Genomic DNA, 19701 nt, shown 5'->3' with positions numbered 1-19701 from the left:
TGGAGGGGGAGCGGATGTCCTACGACTACGACGTGATCGTGATCGGGTCCGGCTTCGGCGGATCCGTGTCGGCGCTGCGCCTGACCGAGAAGGGCTACACGGTCGGCGTCCTGGAGGCGGGCCGCCGCTGGACGCGGGAGTCGCTGCCGAAGAACTCCTGGCACATCAAGGACTACCTGTGGGCCCCGGCACTCGGCCTGTACGGGATCCAGCGCATCCACCTGCTCGACAACGTCATGATCCTGGCGGGTGCGGGGGTCGGCGGCGGTTCGCTCAACTACGCCAACACCCTCTACGTCCCGCCGAAGGCCTTCTTCGAGGACCGCCAGTGGGGCCACATCACCGACTGGCAGGAGGAACTGGCCCCCCACTACGACCAGGCCAAGCGCATGCTCGGGGTGCGGCTCAACCCGACCATGACCCCCTCGGACGTCCACCTGAAGGCGACCGCCGAGCGGATGGGCGTCGGCGACTCCTTCCACATGGCCCCGGTCGGCGTGTTCTTCGGCGACGGCCAGGACGCCTCGGGCGACGCCAGGGCCACGCCCGGCGGCGAGGTGCCCGACCCGTACTTCGGCGGCGCCGGCCCCTCCCGGCGGGCCTGCACGGAGTGCGGGGAGTGCATGACCGGCTGCCGCCACGGCGCCAAGAACACCCTCAACGAGAACTACCTCCACCTCGCCGAGAAGGCGGGCGCCGAGATCCACGCGATGACCACCGTCACCGGGCTGTCGGAGAACGCCGAGGGCGGCTACGACGTCACCGTCGTCCCCACCGACCGCCGGCGCAAGGCGAAGCCGCGCGTGCTGCGTGCCGGGCACGTGGTCGTCGCCGCCGGCACCTACGGCACCCAGACGCTGCTGCACCGCATGCGCGACGCGGGCCGGCTGCCCGGCCTGTCCGCGCGGCTCGGCGAGCTGACCCGCACCAACTCCGAGGCGCTGGTGGGCGCCCAGACCAACAGCCGCCGCTACCGCCGGCGCACCGGCGAGCAGCGGGTGGACTTCACGCGGGGCGTGGCCATCACGTCCTCGATCCACCCCGACGGGAACACCCACATCGAGCCGGTCCGCTACGGCAAGGGCTCCAACTCGATGGGCGGCCTGTCCATCCTGCAGGTCCCGCACGGCACGCGGCTGCCGCGCGGGCTGGCCTACCTGGCGCACTGCGCCCGTCACCCGGTCCTGCTGATGCGGTCGCTGTCCAACCGCCGCTGGTCCGAGCGCACCATCATCGGCCTGGTCATGCAGTCCCTGGACAACTCGCTGACCACCTACCGCAAGCCCAAGGGCCTGGGGAAGGGACTGCTCACCGCCCGGCAGGGGCACGGCGCGCCCAACCCCTCCTTCATCCCCGAGGGCGCCGAGGCCGCGCGCCTGCTGGCCGAGGAGATCAACGGCTTCGCGGGCAGCAACGTCGGCGAGTTGATGGGCACCCCGCTCACCGCCCACTTCCTGGGCGGCTGCGTGATCGGCGAGGACGCCGGGCACGGTGTGATCGACCCGTACCACCGGCTGTTCGGGCATCCGGGCATCCATGTGGTGGACGGTGCCGCGGTCTCCGCCAACCTGGGGGTCAACCCCTCGCTCACGATCACCGCGCAGGCCGAACGCGCCATGTCCCTGTGGCCCAACAAGGGCGACGCCGACCCGCGTCCGGCCCAGGGCGAGGCCTACCGGCGCGTCGCCGCGGTCGAGCCCAAGCACCCGGTCGTCCCGGCGGACGCGTTCGGTGCCCTGCGGCTGCCGGTGCTGCCCGTCCCGCCGGTCCCGCCCAAGGCCTGATCCCGCCGGACGCCGAGGGGGCCCGCACCCGTCCGGGTCGCGGCCCCCTCGGCCGTGCTCCATACGGGTCCCGGACCGCGCGCGGGGCGCGATGCGGGGTCCGACTCACTCGATCGAGGGTCGGATACCTGCCCAAGTGCCGCGAAATGAGTAGTGTGTTCCTCGCAGAGCGGCCGGTCCCGGGCGTCCCCGGAACCGACCGCCACTTTGAGTCGTGACCGGGCTGCTGTCCCCTGCTGTCCGGTCACCGGATCACCGGAGCGAGGTCCCACGGCGCGCCGCATTGCTTCCACTCGCGCGGGCGCGCCTCATCGCTCCGGTGGCACCCCGCCCAGCTGCGTCTGAGCGGTGTCCACGCGTGGTGTTCGACGTCCTTGCTTCCCTGGCCCGGGGTGACCGCGCCTGGCTGGCACGGACACCGGATTCAACGAAGGCGCCCGTAGGCGGTCACGTGCCGTACGGGTGATGCCCCCCGAACGGGTCACGGGGCCGGTGCCACGGGGGTTTCAGACCCGTCCGCGGCACAGTTCCAGCAGGGTCATGGCGAGGGTCGTGCCGGGCTTGCCGAGCCGGTCGCTGTAGCGGCGCAGGATGTCCATCTCGCGGGAGAGGTGCACCCGGCGGCCGCCGGACTCGATGCGGGCGCGCTGGATGCCGGCCGAGACGGTCATGCGTTCCCCCACCAGCGCGATGATCCTCGCGTCGAGGTCGTCGATGCGCTCGCGGGCGTCCGCGATGACGGCGGCGGGGTCGGTGGCGGGGGCGTTTGCAGGGCCGGTCGTCCGCGGTGCTGCCGGGGTGCCGCTCATGGGGTTCCTCCTCGGGGGCCGGGCCTCCGGGGCCGCACGGGACGGGAAACGCCAGGCGCCCCGGGCCGTGTGGCCCGGGGCGCCTGGTGACGTCTGGTTGCGTTTCCTCGCTCAGACAGCACGACCATGGCAGCCGGACCAGCCGGTGCCATAGGTAAACGCGAAGCGCGTGCCGTGGAGCATGCGGCACAGTCTGCGCCCCCGGGCCGGGGAAGTAAAGCCGTGGGCCCCGGTAGAATCGGCAGGGACCCCACGTTCGACACCGCCGGAAGGCCCACCGTGGCATCAGCGACCCCAGCCGCCCCCGACACCGTCCTCGTCGTTGACTTCGGGGCGCAGTACGCCCAGCTCATCGCCCGCCGCGTCCGTGAGGCCCGGGTCTACAGCGAGATCGTGCCCAGCACGATGCCGGTCGAGGAGATGCTGGCCAAGCGGCCCGCGGCGATCATCCTGTCGGGCGGCCCCTCGTCCGTGTACGCCGAGCACGCCCCGCGGCTGGACCGCGCCCTGTTCGAGGCGGGCGTCCCCGTCTTCGGCATGTGCTACGGCTTCCAGCTGATGGCGATCACCCTCGGCGGCACCGTCGACAACACGGGGTCGCGCGAGTACGGCCGTACCCCGCTGCACGTGGGCAAGACCGGTTCCACGCTCTTCGAGGGCACCCCGGCCGAGCAGTCGGTGTGGATGTCGCACGGCGACACCTGCTCCGCCGCCCCGGAGGGCTTCACCGTCTCCGCCTCCACCGACCTGGTGCCGGTGGCCGCGTTCGAGAACGACGAGAAGAAGCTCTACGGCGTCCAGTACCACCCCGAGGTCCTGCACTCCGACCACGGCCAGCAGGTGCTCGAGCACTTCCTCTACCGCGGCGCGGGCATCGCCCCCGACTGGACCACGCACAACGTGGTCGAGGAGCAGGTCGCCGCGATCCGCGCCCAGGTCGGCGACAAGCGCGCCATCTGCGGCCTCTCCGGCGGCGTGGACTCCGCGGTCGCCGCGGCCCTGGTCAACAAGGCCATCGGGGAGAAGCTGACCTGCGTCTACGTGGACCACGGCCTGATGCGCAAGGGCGAGTCCGAGCAGGTCGAGAAGGACTTCGTGGCCGCCACCGGCGTGCAGCTGAAGGTCGTCGACGCGCAGGAGCGCTTCCTCACCGCGCTCGCCGGGGTCTCCGACCCCGAGGAGAAGCGCAAGATCATCGGCCGGGAGTTCATCCGGGTCTTCGAGCAGGCCGCGAGCGAGATCGTCGCCGAGGCCGGCGCCCACGGCGAGTCGGTGGAGTTCCTGGTGCAGGGCACCCTCTACCCGGACGTCGTGGAGTCCGGCGGCGGCACCGGCACCGCCAACATCAAGTCCCACCACAACGTGGGCGGCCTCCCCGAGGACCTGCAGTTCCAGCTCGTCGAGCCGCTGCGCAAGCTGTTCAAGGACGAGGTCCGCATGGTCGGCCAGGAGCTCGGCCTGCCCGAGGAGATCGTCCAGCGCCAGCCCTTCCCGGGGCCGGGCCTGGGCATCCGCATCGTCGGCGAGGTCACCAAGGAGCGCCTGGACCTGCTGCGCGACGCCGACGCGATCGCCCGCGAGGAGCTGACCGCCGCCGGTCTCGACCGCGACATCTGGCAGTGCCCGGTGGTCCTCCTCGCCGACGTCCGCTCGGTGGGCGTGCAGGGCGACGGCCGCACCTACGGCCACCCCATCGTGCTGCGCCCGGTCTCCAGCGAGGACGCCATGACCGCGGACTGGTCGCGGCTGCCGTACGAGGTGCTGGCCCGGATCTCCACCCGGATCACCAACGAGGTGGCCGACGTCAACCGCGTCGTGCTGGACGTCACCAGCAAGCCCCCGGGCACCATCGAGTGGGAGTAGCCCCCCGGCGTGGGGCAGGCTTGGGGCGATACCGGGGAAACCTGGTATCGCCCCTGTTCATCTGCGGTACCTCGGGGTAACTTCCGCGCCATGACCGACACCGTGCCGCAGCCCGTACCGCCCGATCGGCTCCATTTCGCCCTCCCGCCGACCTTCGAGGACCCGGCGGAGGAACGCCGCCACCGCAAGGAGCGGCTGGTGGTGGCGCTGCGGGCGTTCGCGGAGCTGGGGTTCGAGGACGGGGTGTCGGGGCACATCACCGTGCGCGATCCGGAGCTGCCGGACCACTACTGGGTGAACCCCTTCGGGGTGCCGTTCCGGCACCTCACCGTGGGCGAGGTGATCCTGGTCAACCAGTACGGCGCCGTCGTCGAGGGCCGGCACCACGTCAACCAGGCGGCCTTCACCATCCACGCCCACGTGCACACCGCACGGCCCGACGCGACGGCCGTCGTCCACAGCCATTCCACCTACGGCCGGGCGCTGGCCGCGCTGGGGGAGCGGCTGGAGCCGATCACCCAGGACGCCTGCGCCTTCTACGAGGACCACGCCCTGTTCGACGCCTACACCGGGGTCGTCGTGGACGAGGCGCAGGCGCGGCGCATCGCGGTGGTCCTGGGGGCGCACAAGGCGGTCGTGCTGCGCAACCACGGGCTCCTGACGGTCGGCGAGACCGTGGACGCGGCGGCGTGGTGGTTCATGACGATGGAGAAGTCCTGCCAGGTGCAGCTGAGCGCGAAGGCGGCGGGCAAGCCGGTGTGGATCGCGCACGAGGACGCGATCGCCACGCGTGAGCAATTGGGACACGATCTGGTCGCCTGGATCAACTACCAGCCCACCTATGAACGGATGGCCCGCGATAATCCAGAGCTTTTTGATTGAACGACGGCCGCTTCGCCTACGTATCTCCTAGGGCGCTCCTGGAGAATCGGTCCGGGAGGGGATCCACGGCGGGTGTGTGCGAGAGGGCGGACGTCATGAGCGTGACGGGCACAACGGGCATGAGCGGAACGAGAGACACGGAGCGGTACCCCAGTCAGGGACCGTGGCGGGACACGGCACGGCGTTACGCCCTGCTGCCGCTGCGCATCTTCCTCGGCGTGACCTTCGTCTACGCCGGCTTCGACAAATTGATGTCCGACAGCTTCTTCACCGACGGCGCCCCGGGCTCGCTCGTCGGCACCCTGAACGCGGTGCGCGACAGCGCCGCGATCCCGGCCATGGTCGACCTGGCCCTGAAGAACCCGCACGGCTTCGGCTACGCGATCGCCTTCGGCGAGATCGCCGTCGGCGTCGGCACGCTGGTCGGCCTGCTCAGCAGGATCGCCGCCCTCGGAGGGGCGCTCATCTCGCTGAGCCTGTGGCTCACCGTCAGCTGGGCCACGCAGCCGTACTACTACGGCAACGACCTGGCCTACCTGATGGCCTGGCTGCCGCTGGTCCTCGCCGGCGCCCCGCTACTGTCCGTCGACGCGATGATCGCCGGACGCCGCGGCCGGGGACGGCGCGGCCTGGCCTGAGCGCCGGGCGCTCCGCCCCCGGAGCATCCGGGAGGTGACCGCGCCGAGCGCCGCGAGCCCCAGACCCGCACAGGTCAGGGGCACCGCGGCGTGCGGGGACAGCGACACCTCGCCGGCGGCGTCGAGCAGGAACACCGCGGCCAGTCCCAGCAGGACCAGGCCGGTCAGGAGCGCCGAGGGCGCGAACCGATGCCGTCTCACGGGAACTGCACCACCTTCACCTGTCCGACGCCCACTTCCACGTCGAGTTCCACCGTGCCCGCGGACTTCCGGCCGTCCACCGGGTCCAGGGTCACCTTCCGGTCCAGCCCGGGCTGGACGTCGATGTCCTTCTCCTTCTCGCCGGGCAACTGCACGTCGCCCACGCCCACCTGGACGTGCATCCGCAGCGTGACGTCCTCCGGGATCCTGACCACCAGCTGTCCCGCCCCGACCTCGGCCCGCGTCGTGACGGTGCGGCCGCCCGGCTGGAGCCCGGACAGGTCCAGCGTCGCCCGGCCCGTGCCCAGCTCGTACGAGTCCTGCACCGCCGAGAGCGTGGCGGGGGTCCAGGTGCGCTGCTTCCAGTCGGTGCCGACCGACCGCGGCAGCGTCGTGGAGCCCACCAGCAGCGCGGCGGTCAGCAGCACCGTGAAGACGGTGCCGCCGCCGAGCCGCCCCCACCAGGTGCTGATCACGAAGCCCAGGCCGAAGACGGCCAGCGCCGAACCGAGGCCGATCTGCACGCCGGTGGCCAGCGGCTGGGACGACCAGGACGCGGCCAGGCCGGCCGCGGCCGCCGCCGTCGCCGCGAAGAACACGACCACGCCCAGCCAGGCGCCCTCGCGCCGCACCGCCCGGCGCCGGTCCCGCCACTCGCGGCGGTCGCGCTCCACGTCCGCGGGACCGTCGTCCGGCCCCCACAGGTAGCCGCCCGGCCCCGGCACGGCCGGCGCGTCCTCGACCGAGGTCTCCTTCCACCACGCCGCCGTGGCGGGCTGCGGCGGCGGCTGGGTCGGTGGTGGCGCGACCGGCTGGGCGGGCGCCTCGGTCGCCTGGCGCCGGTGCACCGACCAGTACACGGCACCGGCGAAGGCCGCCAGCAGTCCCAGGGAGAAGGCCAGGTTCCCGCCGCTGCCCAGCATCGACAGGAACAGCCCGCAGCCGACCAGCGCGACCAGCACCGCCGTCAGCGCGGTCCCCTCCACCCGGCCGGACAGCAGTCGGTGCGCCTCGCTCTCGGTCTCCCCCTCCAGCGGGACGAGCAGCCACGCCAGGCCGTAGGCCACCAGCCCGAGGCCGCCGGTGAGCGCCAGCACGCCGAGCACGATCCGGAAGACCACCGGGTCGATGTCGAAGTACCGTCCCGCGCCCTCGCAGACGCCGGCGACCACCTTCCGTTCGCGGCACCGCGCCAGCCGCCGGCCCGGCGGTGCCCCGGCCGCCTCCGTCTCCGTGTGCTGCTCCGTCATGGCTCCATGGTGGCGGGCCGGGACGTGTGCCGGTATCCGGAACGACCCTGACCCCGCATGGGGGCCAACCCTGATACCCACCGTGCGCGAAACGTGTGACGATCGGGACATGCCAGCCGCCGGACCACCGACCAGCCCACCCAACGGGGCGTCGTACTTCGCGCCGCCGGACCCGGCCGGATCCCCGGTCCGCAAGCTCTACCGCAGCTCCGAGGGCCGGATGATCGGCGGCGTCGCCCGGGGGCTGGCCGGGCACCTCGGACTGCCCGTGGCCTGGGTGCGCGTCGTCTTCGTCGTCCTGGCCACCATCCAGGGCCTGGGCATCCTGCTGTACGCGGTCTTCTGGTTCGTGGTGCCGCTGGGCGTCGGCGGGGTGGTCGAGGCCAAGGAGCCGCGCGACGCCCGCTCCTGGCTCGCCGGGCGCAGGCCGGACCGGGGCCAGATCGTCGCGCTCATCGCGCTCGCCATCGGCCTCGGCATCCTGCTGGACAACCTCAACCTCGGCAGGGCCAACGCCTACGTCTGGCCGCTGCTGCTGATCGGGCTCGGCGTCGCCCTGGTGTGGCGGCAGGCCGACAACGCCCGCCGGGCCCGCTGGGCCGAGCTGAGCCGCCGCAGGAGGCTGCTGCCGTTCGCGCGCGGCGCCGCCGGGGTGATCCTCGTCGGCGTGGGGGTGACCGGCTTCCTCGTCGTGCAGGGCTCGGTCAGCCACCTGGGGACCATCCTCCAGGCCGCGCTCGCCGTCCTGGTCGGCGTGGCGCTGATCGCCGGACCGTACCTCGTGCGCATGACCCAGGACCTGTCGGCCGAGCGTCTGGCCCGCATCCGCGCGCAGGAGCGGGCCGAGGTCGCCGCACACGTCCACGACTCCGTGCTGCACACGCTGACCCTCATCCAGCGGCACGCCGAGGACCCGCGCGAGGTCGCCCGGCTGGCCCGCGCACAGGAACGGGAGCTGCGGGCCTGGCTCTACCGGCCCGAGGGCAACGGCAAGGAGGACGAGCCGGCCACCCTCGCCGAGGCGGTGCGCCGTGCCGCGGCCGAGGTGGAGGACGCGCACGGCGTCCCCGTCGAAGTGGTGTGCGTGGGCGACTGCCCGCTCGACGAACGCCTGGTGGCGCAGATGCAGGCGGCCCGCGAGGCCATGGTCAACGCCGCCAAGTACGGTGGGGACGAGCCCGTGCAGGTGTACGCGGAGGTCGAGGAGAGCAGGGTCTTCGTGTCGGTCCGCGACCGCGGACCCGGCTTCGACCTCGACGACGTACCGTCGGACAGGATGGGCGTCCGGGAGTCCATCATCGGCCGGATGCGGCGCAACGGCGGCGAGGCGCGGCTGCGCTCGGCGCCGGGCGGGGGGACGGAAGTGGAGCTGGAGATGGACAGGGCCCAGGGACCAGGGAGGTCGTCATGAGCACGGAACGACGCGTGAGGGTCGTCCTCGTCGACGACCACCGGATGTTCCGCACCGGGGTGCAGGCCGAGATCGGCGAGACCGAGCGGACCGGGGTCGACGTGGTCGGCGAGGCCGCCGACGTGGACCAGGCGGTGTCCGTCATCACCGCGACGCGGCCCGACGTCGTCCTGCTCGACGTCCACCTGCCCGGCGGCGGCGGGGTCGAGGTCCTCAAGCGCTGCGCGGGCCTCATGGTCGGCGCCGAACACCCCGTGCGCTTCCTGGCGTTGTCGGTCTCCGACGCCGCCGAGGACGTCATCGGGGTGATCCGCGGCGGCGCCCGCGGCTACGTCACCAAGACCATCACCGGCCCCGACCTGGTCAGTTCGGTCTTCCGGGTCGCCGACGGCGACGCCGTCTTCTCACCCCGGCTGGCCGGCTTCGTCCTGGACGCCTTCGCCTCCACCGACGCCCCGCCGGTCGACGAGGACCTGGACCGGCTGACCCAGCGTGAGCGCGAGGTGCTGCGGCTGATCGCGCGCGGCTACGCGTACAAGGAAGTCGCCAAGCAGCTCTACATCTCGGTGAAGACGGTCGAGTCGCACGTCTCGGCGGTGCTGCGCAAGCTGCAGCTCAGCAACCGGCACGAACTCACCCGCTGGGCGACCGCGCGCCGGCTGGTCTGAGGTCCCGCGGCGCGGGCGTCACGCCGGACGCGTGGCGCCCGCGAAGGGCATCTGGTCGACCGGGGCGAGTTTGACGACGTCACCGGTGCGGGGGGCGTGGATCATCATGCCGTTGCCCACGTAGAGGCCGACGTGGCTGATCCCCGAGTAGAAGAACACCAGGTCGCCGGGCTCCAGTTGGGAACGGGAGATCCGGGTGCCCGCGTTGATCTGGGTGTACGTCGTGCGCGGCAGGGAGACCCCGGCCGACCGCCAGGCGGCCTGCGTGAAGCCCGAGCAGTCGTACGCCGAGGGCCCGGTGGCGCCCCAGACGTAGGGCAGGCCGAGGGAGCCGTAGGCGAAGGAGACGGCACGGGCGGCGCGTGCGTTGGGGGCGGCCGCGGGCGCCAGCCCGGCGCGGGAGCCGGTGGCGCTGCGGCCGGCGCGGGCCGGGTCGGCGGAACCGTGGCCCCCGGAGGACAGCACCTCGGCGCGCTCGGCGGCGGTGAGACGGCCGAGCAGCTGCCGCGCGGAGGCCAGGCGCTGCTCCACGGTGTGCTTGTGGCGGGCGAGTTCGGCGCGGGTGCCGCGCAGTTCTGCCAGCTCGCCCTCGGTCTCGGTGCGCAGCTGCTCGATGCCCCGCCGCTGGGCCGACAGGGCGCGCAGCGCGGCGTTCTGGCGGCTGCTCATCCGGTCCAGCATCCCGGCGCGCTCCAGGTAGTCGCCGGGGGAGGAGGCGAGGGCCAGCTGGACGGCGGGGTCGATGCCGCCGCTGCGGTACTGGGCGGTGGCGAGGGAGCCGAGGCCGTCGCGGGTGACGTTGAGCCGTTCGGTCCTGCGGGCGAGTTCGTCCTGGAGGCGCTCGATCCGCCCGGTGGCCGTGTCCGCCTTCTCCTTCGTTCCGTTGTACCGCTCGGTGGCCTGCTCGGCCTCCTCGTACAGCCGGTCCACCCGGGCCCTGGCCTCGTCCGTGGTCAGCCGGGGTTCGGCGTGCCCGGCCTCCCCGAACACCGTCACGGAGGCCGCGCCCGCCAGGGCGAGACCGGCTGCGGTGCGCGCGGTCGTGCCTGCCAGGCCGCGTTCCTTGGGCCTTCTGTGCGACGCCACGCGCCGTCACTCCTTCCGGGCTGTCCGTACGCCCCCCTGCGGTCCGGCGGCGGGCGGACGGGGAGCCGTCCACCGCCGGACCTTCGGCGGGGGCGGCCGTGCCGGGGACGGGGTCCTCGCGGCAGTGGGGATCGGCCACCTGGGGCAGGACGCTAAACCTGGACGCCGTGAGCGGGCTCCGGACTGTGCGGGACTGGTCCGATTCGGCCGCGGACTGCCCGCGGATGACCGCTGTTCGACGGGTGACCTGGTCACTTGCGGTCCGGCCGTGACCGATATGACGGAAGAGGGCGACCTCGGTGCCGAGTGCTGGTACGAGCCTGACTAGGGTCCTGAGCCATGGACGTACTCATCAACCTGATCGTCGGCCTGCACATCATCGGCATCGCCGCGCTGCTGGGCGGCTTCCTCACCCAGATGAAGGCCATGGGCCGCGGCGAGGCCCGGTTCGTGCCGGGCATGCTGCACGGCGCACTGACCATGCTGGTCACGGGCGCGCTGCTGGTCGGCCTCAACCAGGCCGACGACCAGCCGGTCAACAACGTCAAGATCGGCGTGAAGCTCGCGATCCTGGTGGTGATCCTCGGCCTGGTCTACGTCAAGCGGGACGAGGAGAAGGTGCCGGCGGCGGCCTTCGGCACCGTGGGTGCGCTGACCACCGCCAACATCTTCATCGCGGTGCTGTGGACCTGAGCCCGGCCGAGGCGACGGGCCGGGCGGGGGCTCAGGCCATCCGGGCGTAGCCGTAGATCGGCATCTCCGTGATCGGGGCGATCTTCACCACGGTCCCGGTGTGGGGGGCGTGGATCATCTGGCCGCCGCCGATGTAGAGGCCGACGTGGGTGACGTCCGAGTAGAAGAAGACCAGGTCGCCGGGTTGCAGCTGGTCGGCGGTGACGCGGCTGCCGAAGTCGACCTGGTCGTAGGTGACGCGGGGGATCGAGACGCCCGCGGCGCCCCAGGCGGCCTGGGTCAGGCCCGAGCAGTCGTAGGAGTTGGGGCCGGTGGCGCCGTACACGTACGGCTTGCCCAGCTGGGCGCGCGCGAACTCGATCGCCTTGGCCGCCTTGGCGGCGTAGGTGCCGGACACCGGGGCCGTCGAGCCCGACCCCCCGGCCGCCTCCTGCGCGGCCTTCTCCTTGGCGGCGATCTCCGCGGCCTTCGCGGCGGCCTCCTCCTGCCGCTTCTTCTCCAGCGCCGCCAGCCGTGCCTTCTCCTGGGCGGTGAGGCTGTTCAGCAGCTTCTGCGCCGCGGCGAGCTTCTGCTTGACCGTGGTCTTCTCCGCGTTCAGCCGCCGCTGCGCGTCCGTCAGCTTCTGCAGGCTCTCGACCGCCTCGGCGCGCTTGGCCGTCGTCTCCGCCTGTTCGGAGCGGAAGGTCTCCAGCGCGTGCTCCTGGCGGTCGGACAGGCGGTTCATCAGGTGCGCCTGGTCCAGGAACTGCTGCGGGTCGGAGGTGAGCAGGAAGCTCGTCGTCCCGTCCAGGCCGCCGCCCCGGTACTGGGCCGCGGCGTACTCGCCGATGGTGCGGCGGGCGGAGTTGAGCGTCTCGGTCCTGCGGGCCACCTGGTCCAGCAGCGCGTCGGCGCGCGCCCGCTGCTGCTCGGTCTGCTCCTTGGCGCCGTTGTAGCGCTCGGTGGCGGCCTCGGCCTGGTGGTGGAGCTTGTCGACCTGGGCCTTGACCTCGGTGATGGAGGGCTTGTCGGGTGAGGCGGGCGCCGCGCTCGCGCTCTCGCCGAAGAGGGTGACGGTCGCCAGCGCGGCGGTCGTGAGCCCCACCGCGGCCCGGGGGCCGGGGACGGTCAGCGCGCGCGGGCGCGGCTTGCGGTGCGTCGCCAAGTCAGGCGGCTCCTTCCGTGGACCGCCTACCGGGTTAGCTGTCGGGTTCGGGCTTCGGAAGGCCGCCCTACGGGCCGTGCGGGCGCGCTGCGCTCGTACGGACCGATTCACCCCAAGGTCGTGGGTCCCCGGCTCCGGCGGTCGCCGGACTCAGCGGAGGCGGCCCGTGACGGCACGGTCGCCGCCGCATGGAGCGGACCGCCTGATGCGGCACGGTAGTCAACTGCGGGGGTCCGTGGGAACCCTGGTGTTCGAATTGTCCGCAATCATTTCGTGACCTTCACCATGCGGGGCCGCCACGGGCCGCCACGGACGGCCACGGGCGGCGACGGGCCGTGCCGCGGAGGGCTCGGGCTCGGGCTGGGGCGCGGGCTGGGGCAAGCGGCGCACCGCTGTCCGTCCCACGCCCTAGACTCGGGAGGCAATGAGCAGCCTCTTTGACGACAGCTTCCTGGCCGGCCTCGAACCGAGGGAGGAGGAGCCCCCGCCGCCTCCCGAGGACGAGCCCGACACGGCTCCCGACGACCTCTTCGAGGGGCGCTTCGACGCGCCCGTCGACCGGGACGCGTACTACCGGGACGGCGCCCCCCGCCCGGTCGTCGACCCGTCCGCGCTGCTGGAGGGGCTCAACGAGCAGCAGCGTGCCGCCGTCGAGCACACCGGCTCCCCGCTGCTCATCGTCGCCGGTGCCGGCTCGGGCAAGACCCGGGTGCTCACCCACCGCATCGCGTACCTGCTGGGTGCCCGCAAGGTGCACCCCGGCCAGATCCTGGCGATCACCTTCACCAACAAGGCCGCCGGGGAGATGAAGGAGCGGGTCGAGCAGCTGGTCGGCCCGCGCGCCAACGTGATGTGGGTCTCCACCTTCCACAGCGCGTGCGTCCGCATCCTGCGCCGGGAGTCCAAGAGGCTCGGCTTCACCTCGAGCTTCTCGATCTACGACGCGGCCGACTCCAAGCGGCTGATGGCCCTGGTCTGCCGCGACCTGGACCTGGACCCCAAGCAGTTCCCGCCGAAGTCCTTCAGCGCCAAGGTCTCCAACCTCAAGAACGAGCTCATCGACGAGGAGACCTTCGCCGACCAGGCCGAGAACCCCTTCGAGAAGAAGCTCGCCGAGGCCTACGCGATGTACCAGTCGCGGCTGCGCGAGGCCAACGCGCTCGACTTCGACGACATCATCATGACCACGGTCAACCTGCTCCAGGCCTTCCCGGACGTCGCCGAGCACTACCGGCGCCGGTTCCGGCACGTCCTGGTCGACGAGTACCAGGACACCAACCACGCCCAGTACACCCTGGTGCGCGAGCTGGTCGGGACCGGTGACGCGGACGAGGGCGGCGAGGGGCCCGCCGAGCTGTGCGTGGTCGGTGACGCCGACCAGAGCATCTACGCCTTCCGCGGTGCCACGATCCGCAACATCCTCCAGTTCGAGGAGGACTACCCGCAGGCCCGCACGATCCTGCTGGAGCAGAACTACCGCTCCACCCAGAACATCCTGACCGCCGCCAACGCCGTCATCGAGCGCAACGCCTCCCGCCGCCCCAAGAACCTGTGGACGGAGGCCGGCCAGGGCCCGGTCATCACCGGCTACGTCGCCGACCAGGAGCACGACGAGGCGCAGTTCATCGCCGACGAGATCGACCGGCTCACCGACGCCGGCGACGCCCGCCCCGGCGAGGTCGCGGTCTTCTACCGGACCAACGCGCAGTCCCGTGTCTTCGAAGAGGTCTTCATCCGCGTCGGCCTGCCCTACAAGGTCGTCGGCGGTGTCCGCTTCTACGAGCGCAAGGAGGTCCGGGACGTCCTGGCCTACCTGCGCGTGCTCGCCAACCCCGAGGACACCGTCCCGCTGCGCCGCATCCTCAACGTGCCCAAGCGCGGCATCGGGGAGCGCGCCGAGGCCATGGTCGACGCCCTGGCCTCGCGCGAGCGGATCTCCTTCGCCGCCGCGCTGCGCCGGGTCGACGAGGCCTTCGGCATGGCGTCGCGCTCGGTCAACGCCGTCAAGCGCTTCAACGAGCTCCTGGAGGAGCTGCGCACGGTCGTCGACTCCGGCGCCGGCCCCGCCACCGTCCTGGAGGCCGTGCTGGAGCGCACGGGTTACCTGGCCGAGCTGCAGGCCTCCACCGACCCGCAGGACGAGACCCGCATCGAGAACCTTCAGGAACTCGCGGCGGTGGCACTGGAGTTCGAGCAGGAGCGCACCGAGGAGGAGCCCGGCACGCTCGCGGAGTTCCTGGAGCGGGTCGCGCTGGTCGCCGACTCCGACCAGATCCCGGACGACGACGAGGGCGGCGGCGTCATAACGCTGATGACCCTGCACACCGCCAAGGGCCTGGAGTTCCCGGTGGTCTTCCTGACCGGCATGGAGGACGGGGTCTTCCCGCACATGCGCGCGCTCGGCCAGACCAAGGAGCTGGAGGAGGAGCGGCGGCTCGCCTACGTCGGCATCACGCGGGCGCGGCAGCGGCTGTACGTGACGCGGTCGACCATGCGCAGCGCCTGGGGCCAGCCCTCGTACAACCCGCCCTCGCGCTTCCTGGAGGAGATCCCGGAGCCGCTCATCGACTGGAAGCGCACGGGCGCCTCCGCGGCACCCTCCGCCTCGGTGTCGGCGGCGGCCTCGATGCTGTCGCGTTCCCCGTCGAAGAGCGGGCCCTCCGGATTCGCGACGCGGCGCACCCAGGACCGCCCGGTCATCTCGCTGGCGGTCGGTGACCGGGTCACGCACGACACGTTCGGGCTGGGCACGGTCGTCGCGGTCGACGGCAGCGGGGAGAAGGCCAAGGCCACCATCGACTTCGGCGACGAGCGGCCGAAGGTGTTGCTGCTGCGGTACGCGCCGGTGGAGAAGCTCTAGCGGGCTTCAGGAACGGTCCTCGCCCGGGCCTCGTCCGGGCCGGGCCCGGTTCCGGGACCGCTTCCGGCCCCGGTCCCGCTCCGGCGGGGCCCGCCCGGGCTCAGCGCGGGTCGATCCCGTGCTTCAGCAGCCACTGCAGCGGGTCGATGGCCGCGCCGCCCGCGGGACGCACCTCGAAGTGGAGGTGCGGCCCGGTGGAGTTGCCCGAGTTGCCGGAATAGGCGATGACCTCGCCGGCCTTGACCGAGCCCGAGCGGATCTTGGTGCTGCTCAGGTGGCAGTACCAGGTCTCGGTGCCGTCGGGGGCGGTCACTATCGCCATGTTGCCGTAGGCGCTGTTCCACTGGGTGCGCACGACGCCGTCGGTCGCGGCCATCACCGGCGTGCCGTAGTCCACCGGGAAGTCGATGCCGGTGTGGACCGACATCCAGTTCACGCCCGCCTGACCGAAGTAGGCGCTCAGGCCGTGCTGCTTGACCGGGAGCAGGAACTTGGGGCGCAGCTGCTCCTTGAGGGCCGCCTCCGCCGCCTTCTTCGCGCGCTCCAGCGCCTGGCGCTCCTTGAGGTCGATGCGCTCCTGGTTGCGGCTGGCCCGGTCGGTGAAGTCGTCGACGTCCCGGTTCACCCCGGCGAGCTGCTGGTCGAGCTTCGTGGTCGGGGCGTTGGCCGCCTCGGGCACGCCGTCGGCCTGGGTGCGGCTGCTGTCGGGGTCGTCGGTGTTGACGGTGACGGCGGCCGCGCAGGCGACGCCCATCACCGCCACGGAGGGGACGGCGACGGTGAGCAGGGCGGAGCGCCGGGCCGGGCGGCGCCGACGGCTCCCGACGCCGTTCCCGCTGCGCGGGCGCGGCAGGGCGGCCGGGGCGGCGCCGTCCTCGGCGTCGTGCTCCGGGTCCGCCTCCGCGTCGTCCTCGGCGGTGTCGTGGGCGTCGGGCTCGTAGGGCTCGTACTGCTCGGCCTCGTACGACTCCGGCTCGTACTGGTCGGCCTCGTAGTGCTCCTGGGTGTACGTCCCGGTCCCGTACCGGTCCGGCTGCTCGTAGGCGGCGGGCTCGGGAGCGTGGGCGTGAGCGGCCTCGGGCTCCTCGTAGGCGGTGTGGACGGCCGTGTGCTCGTACTGCGGGTAGTCGTAGGCCGCCGCCTGCTGCGCCTGCGTGGCGTCCGGGTACCAGGTGCCGGTGGCCGTGCCGACGTGGTCGCCGTAGGCGGCGGTGCCGGCGGCCTGCCCCGAGGGCCAGTAGCCGGTCGCGGTGGTGTCGTACGAGACGGTGGCGTAGGACCCCGTGTCGTAGGCGGGGTAGCCCTGGCAGGAGCCGAAGAGTGGATCGTCATCCGCGTGAGCGGCGCCCATGGGCGCGTAGGAGGCGTCGGAATGCCCCTCGTACCCATAGCCGCTGTACTCGGGGGCGTACCCCGCCGGATGACGGTCGTTCACCGCTTCTCTTTCGCCTCGGCAGCAGGAGAATTAGCGGCGACTGTATCCCCCAGCGGGCGACGCCCACAATCTTCGGCGGGATTCGGGTATCCCCGATGCCTTGTGTTCGATGGCCTTTCGATGCTTATGGGGGCAAGGCCGTCAGGCGGCGTCCACGGCGCCCGACGCCAGCTCCTCGCCCAGCAGCGCCTGCCGGATGCCGGCGGCGATGGCCGCGTGGACCGGCATGGTCAGATGCCCGACCCCCGCGACGTGGACGTTGCGGGCGATGAGGTCCGGGTGGTCGAGGCGGGCGGCCTCGACCGGGCTCATCAGCTCGTCCAGATCGCTCCAGAACGCCACGAAACGGGTACGGCAGCCGGTCGCCGGCTTGGCCAGTTCCTCGATGAGGTCGGAGTTGGGCCGCATCTGGCGGACGATCGGGTGCGGGTTCAGTAGGGGCGCGGCGCGGGTCCCGGCGTGCGGGGTGCCCAGGGTGACCACGGTGCGCACCCGTGTGTCGCCGCCCAGGCGCTGGGCGTAGTAGCGGGCGATGAGCCCACCGAGGCTGTGGCCCACGATGTCCACCTGGCGGTGCCCCGTCTGCTCGCAGATCTGTTCGACGTGGCGTCCGAGGAGGGCCGCCGCCGTACGGATGTCGCAGGTCAGCGGCGAGTAGTTGAGCGCCTGCACATGCGGCCAGCCGTGCCGTCGCAGCGACCGGCGGAGCATCGCGAACACCGAACGGTTGTCCACGAAGCCGTGCAGCAGAAGCACCGGGGGATGGCTGCGGCCGGCGGTGGGGAGGCGTGGCGGCGCCTCGGAGTCGCCGGCCGCCGACTGCGGCCCGCGCTCCTGGAAGATTCCGGTCGGGTAGAGGAAAACGTGACCGGTCAGGATGGCGATCTCGATCGCCGCGGCTCGTACGTAGGCCGCCTGGCGCACCAAGCGGTCTCCGACACCGAAAGACAGGACGCCCATGGCCTACCTCCCGTGGGCACACGGAGACGGCCCTGTCCCCCGTGCGCCGAGAACGCGACGGCCCGTGTCGCCTGCTGAACGAAGGACGGCCACGGGCCGAACGCGTTTCTAACGTGAACGTGTCCCATGTGTGATTTCCCCCTCGGGGCCCTTCGTGAAACTGTCCGCACGGGGGATGCTGGCGATAACGTTCGTTCACACATGTGCCCGCTGAGCGCAGCAATCGTGTATGGAGGCAGCGATGGGAGTGTCCGGACCGATCCGTGTGGTGGTCGCCAAGCCGGGCCTGGACGGCCACGACCGCGGGGCCAAGGTCATCGCGCGAGCGCTGCGGGACGCCGGCATGGAGGTCATCTACACCGGTCTCCACCAGACGCCCGAGCAGATCGTGGACACCGCGATCCAGGAGGACGCCGACGCCGTCGGGCTGTCCATCCTCTCCGGAGCCCACATGACGCTGTTCGCCAAGGTGATCGAGCTGCTCCGGGAGCGTGACGCGGAGGACATCAAGGTGTTCGGCGGCGGGATCATCCCCGAGGACGACATCGCCCCGCTGCGGGAACTGGGCGTGGCCGCGATCTTCACCCCGGGCACGTCGACCGGCGACGTCGTCACCTGGGTGAACGACAACATCCGCCATCCGGCCGAAGCCTGATCGTCACGGGCGGCGGTGCGGGCCCTTCGCTCGGACCGCCGCCCGCTCCCGGTAGCCCGCTCCCGGTCGCCGGCTCAGGCGAGCTCCGCCAGCATCGCGGCCCGCAGGCGCAAGGTGCCGACCAGTCGCTGGAAGGCCTCCGCCCAGTACGCCCCGGCGCCCGGTGAGGTGTCGGCCGACTCGGCCGGCATCGCGGCCAGCGGGGCTGCCCGGTCGGCCTCCGCGGGGTCCATGCACCGTTCGGCCAGGCCCATCACCCCGCTGAAGCTCCACGGGTAGCTGCCCGCGTCCCGCGCGATGTCCAGCGCGTCCACCACCGCCGCCCCCAGCGGCTCGGCCCAGGGCACGGCGCAGACCGCGAGCATCTGGAACGCCTCCGACAGGCCGTGCGCCGCGATGAAGCGGGCCACCCACTCCGCCCGTTCCGGGGCCGGGAGGATCGACAGCAGCTTCGCCGGGTCCCCGACGGGGCTGACCGCCGTCGCGGGCGCCGGGGTGGGCCCCAGCAGGGCGCGTGCCCAGGCCGTGTCCCCCTGGCGCACCGCGGCCCGGCACCACGCCGCGTGCAGATCCGCCTGCCAGTCGTCCGCGACCGGCAGCGCGATGATCTCCTCCGGCGTCCGGCCGGCGAACCGCTCTCGCCACGTGACGAGCGGCGCCGCGTCCACCACCTGGCCGAACCACCACGCCCGCTCTCCGCGCCCGGCGGGCGGTATCGCCACCACGCCGTCGCGCTCCATGGCCGCGTCGCACTCGTACGGCGCCTCCACCCCGATCCGGCCGCCTCCCGGGTCCCACGCGACGCACGTCCTGGCCCGTGCGGCCATCCGGGCGGCGAGGGCGGAGCCGGGGAGGGCCGACAGCAGTTCCGCGGCGGTGGCCCGCACGTTGCGGCTGCGGTCGGTGAGGGCCTGCTCCAGGAACGGCTCGTCCTGCGGCGACAGGCCCTCGCGGAGCGAGTCCAGGAACATCAGCCGGTCCTCGGCGCGCTCCGCGGCCCATCCCGAGCGCAGCAGCTCCAGCGCCTGCCGCGGATCGCGGGCCCGCAGCCGGGACAGCAAGGCCACCCGTTCGGCGAACAGCCCCTCCTCCCACAGCGTCCGCACGGCGCCCGGGTCACCGGTGTCCGGCACGACGCCCGGCGCCCCGGCGCGCAGCGCGAACCGCCAGTCGGCGTTCAGCTCCGCCAGCCACAGCCCGCGCGGTCCCGCCAGCGCCAGGGCGTCCGGCCGCAGGTCGGTGCGTGCGCGGGCGGCGTCCAGCAGCGCGGGCAGCAGCTCCGGCGGGGCCGCCCAGCCGCGGGCGTTGGCCACGGCGAGCCACTGGGGCAGCAGCTCGGCGAGGTTGGGGGCGGCGCCACGC

17 protein-coding genes and 1 riboswitch are annotated in these 19701 nt (G+C 72.6%); of the genes, 9 read left to right on the top strand and 8 right to left on the bottom strand.

The window, feature by feature from the left end:
- Window positions 1-14 precede the first annotated feature (14 nt).
- The gene (locus tag PV410_RS26160; protein WP_500328068.1) at window positions 15-1784 is read left to right on the top strand and encodes a GMC oxidoreductase; all 1770 of its coding nucleotides are present in this window, start codon (window positions 15-17) and stop codon (window positions 1782-1784) included.
- Between the two features lie 506 nt (window positions 1785-2290).
- On the opposite strand, the gene PV410_RS26155 is transcribed toward PV410_RS26160, so the two are convergent.
- Complete coding sequence (locus PV410_RS26155) at window positions 2291-2593, bottom strand: chorismate mutase (RefSeq protein ID WP_500328066.1); 303 nt, start codon at window positions 2591-2593, stop codon at window positions 2291-2293.
- A 279-nt stretch (window positions 2594-2872) separates the two neighbouring features.
- Between PV410_RS26155 and guaA the strand changes: the two genes are divergently transcribed.
- The 3 genes from guaA to PV410_RS26140 all read left to right on the top strand — a co-directional run bounded on the left by guaA (window position 2873) and on the right by PV410_RS26140 (window position 5976).
- Window positions 2873-4456 carry a glutamine-hydrolyzing GMP synthase gene (gene guaA, locus PV410_RS26150; protein WP_499513496.1) on the top strand — a complete coding sequence of 528 codons (1584 nt, stop codon included), beginning with the start codon at window positions 2873-2875 and terminating at the stop codon, window positions 4454-4456.
- Window positions 4457-4546: 90 nt separating this feature from the next.
- A complete protein-coding gene (locus tag PV410_RS26145; protein ID WP_500328065.1) occupies window positions 4547-5338 on the top strand; it encodes a class II aldolase/adducin family protein in 792 nt (263 codons plus the stop codon).
- A gap of 119 nt (window positions 5339-5457) precedes the next feature.
- Window positions 5458-5976, top strand: a complete 519-nt coding sequence (locus PV410_RS26140) for a DoxX family protein (protein WP_500328064.1) — start codon at window positions 5458-5460, stop codon at window positions 5974-5976.
- Here PV410_RS26140 and PV410_RS26135 read toward each other — a convergent pair.
- Together PV410_RS26135 and PV410_RS26130 are read right to left on the bottom strand one after the other, a co-directional pair.
- Complete coding sequence (locus PV410_RS26135; protein ID WP_499513499.1) at window positions 5914-6177, bottom strand: hypothetical protein; 264 nt, start codon at window positions 6175-6177, stop codon at window positions 5914-5916. The genes PV410_RS26140 and PV410_RS26135 overlap by 63 nt on opposite strands.
- Window positions 6174-7427 carry a PspC domain-containing protein gene (locus tag PV410_RS26130; RefSeq protein WP_500328062.1) on the bottom strand — a complete coding sequence of 418 codons (1254 nt, stop codon included), beginning with the start codon at window positions 7425-7427 and terminating at the stop codon, window positions 6174-6176. Before PV410_RS26130 ends, PV410_RS26135 begins: the two co-directional genes overlap by 4 nt.
- Before the next feature lie 109 nt (window positions 7428-7536).
- On the opposite strand from PV410_RS26130, the gene PV410_RS26125 reads away from it, so the two are divergent.
- Together PV410_RS26125 and PV410_RS26120 are read left to right on the top strand one after the other, a co-directional pair.
- Window positions 7537-8838, top strand: a complete 1302-nt coding sequence (locus PV410_RS26125; protein WP_499513501.1) for a PspC domain-containing protein — start codon at window positions 7537-7539, stop codon at window positions 8836-8838.
- A complete protein-coding gene (locus PV410_RS26120) occupies window positions 8835-9506 on the top strand; it encodes a LuxR C-terminal-related transcriptional regulator (protein WP_499513502.1) in 672 nt (223 codons plus the stop codon). Before PV410_RS26125 ends, PV410_RS26120 begins: the two co-directional genes overlap by 4 nt.
- An 18-nt stretch (window positions 9507-9524) precedes the next feature.
- Here the strand turns inward: PV410_RS26120 and PV410_RS26115 are convergent, their stop codons facing one another.
- Window positions 9525-10592, bottom strand: a complete 1068-nt coding sequence (locus PV410_RS26115) for a C40 family peptidase (RefSeq protein WP_500328060.1) — start codon at window positions 10590-10592, stop codon at window positions 9525-9527.
- A gap of 339 nt (window positions 10593-10931) precedes the next feature.
- Between PV410_RS26115 and PV410_RS26110 the strand changes: the two genes are divergently transcribed.
- Complete coding sequence (locus PV410_RS26110) at window positions 10932-11285, top strand: hypothetical protein (protein WP_500328059.1); 354 nt, start codon at window positions 10932-10934, stop codon at window positions 11283-11285.
- A 31-nt stretch (window positions 11286-11316) separates the two neighbouring features.
- Here PV410_RS26110 and PV410_RS26105 read toward each other — a convergent pair whose 3' ends face one another.
- On the bottom strand, window positions 11317-12429 hold the full coding sequence (locus PV410_RS26105) for a C40 family peptidase (RefSeq protein ID WP_500328058.1): 1113 nt from the start codon (window positions 12427-12429) through the stop codon (window positions 11317-11319).
- Between the two features lie 8 nt (window positions 12430-12437).
- Window positions 12438-12595, bottom strand: a riboswitch (cyclic di-AMP (ydaO/yuaA leader).
- 258 nt (window positions 12596-12853) lie between these two features.
- Here PV410_RS26105 and pcrA point away from each other — a divergent pair.
- Window positions 12854-15289: a DNA helicase PcrA gene (gene pcrA / locus PV410_RS26100; RefSeq protein ID WP_500328056.1), complete on the top strand. Its 2436-nt coding sequence runs from the start codon at window positions 12854-12856 to the stop codon at window positions 15287-15289.
- 100 nt (window positions 15290-15389) lie between these two features.
- Here the strand turns inward: pcrA and PV410_RS26095 are convergent, their stop codons facing one another.
- Window positions 15390-16724 carry a M23 family metallopeptidase gene (locus PV410_RS26095; protein WP_500328055.1) on the bottom strand — a complete coding sequence of 445 codons (1335 nt, stop codon included), beginning with the start codon at window positions 16722-16724 and terminating at the stop codon, window positions 15390-15392.
- A 141-nt stretch (window positions 16725-16865) separates the two neighbouring features.
- Entirely contained in the window at window positions 16866-17684 is an 819-nt protein-coding gene (locus PV410_RS26090) for an esterase/lipase family protein (RefSeq protein ID WP_500328054.1), read from the bottom strand.
- A gap of 241 nt (window positions 17685-17925) precedes the next feature.
- Between PV410_RS26090 and icmB the strand changes: the two genes are divergently transcribed.
- Window positions 17926-18339, top strand: a complete 414-nt coding sequence (gene icmB, locus PV410_RS26085; protein WP_500328053.1) for a coenzyme B12-dependent isobutyryl CoA mutase small subunit — start codon at window positions 17926-17928, stop codon at window positions 18337-18339.
- Window positions 18340-18413: 74 nt separating this feature from the next.
- Here the strand turns inward: icmB and PV410_RS26080 are convergent.
- On the bottom strand, window positions 18414-19701 hold a 1288-nt coding region (locus PV410_RS26080), incomplete at its 5' end, for a DUF5691 domain-containing protein (RefSeq protein WP_500328051.1).

The sequence above is a fragment of the Streptomyces sp. PA03-5A genome (assembly GCF_033792725.1).
GTDB lineage: Bacteria > Actinomycetota > Actinomycetes > Streptomycetales > Streptomycetaceae > Actinacidiphila.
Note: the sequence above shows the minus strand (reverse complement) of the source record. Positions and strands in the feature narration are given on the sequence as shown.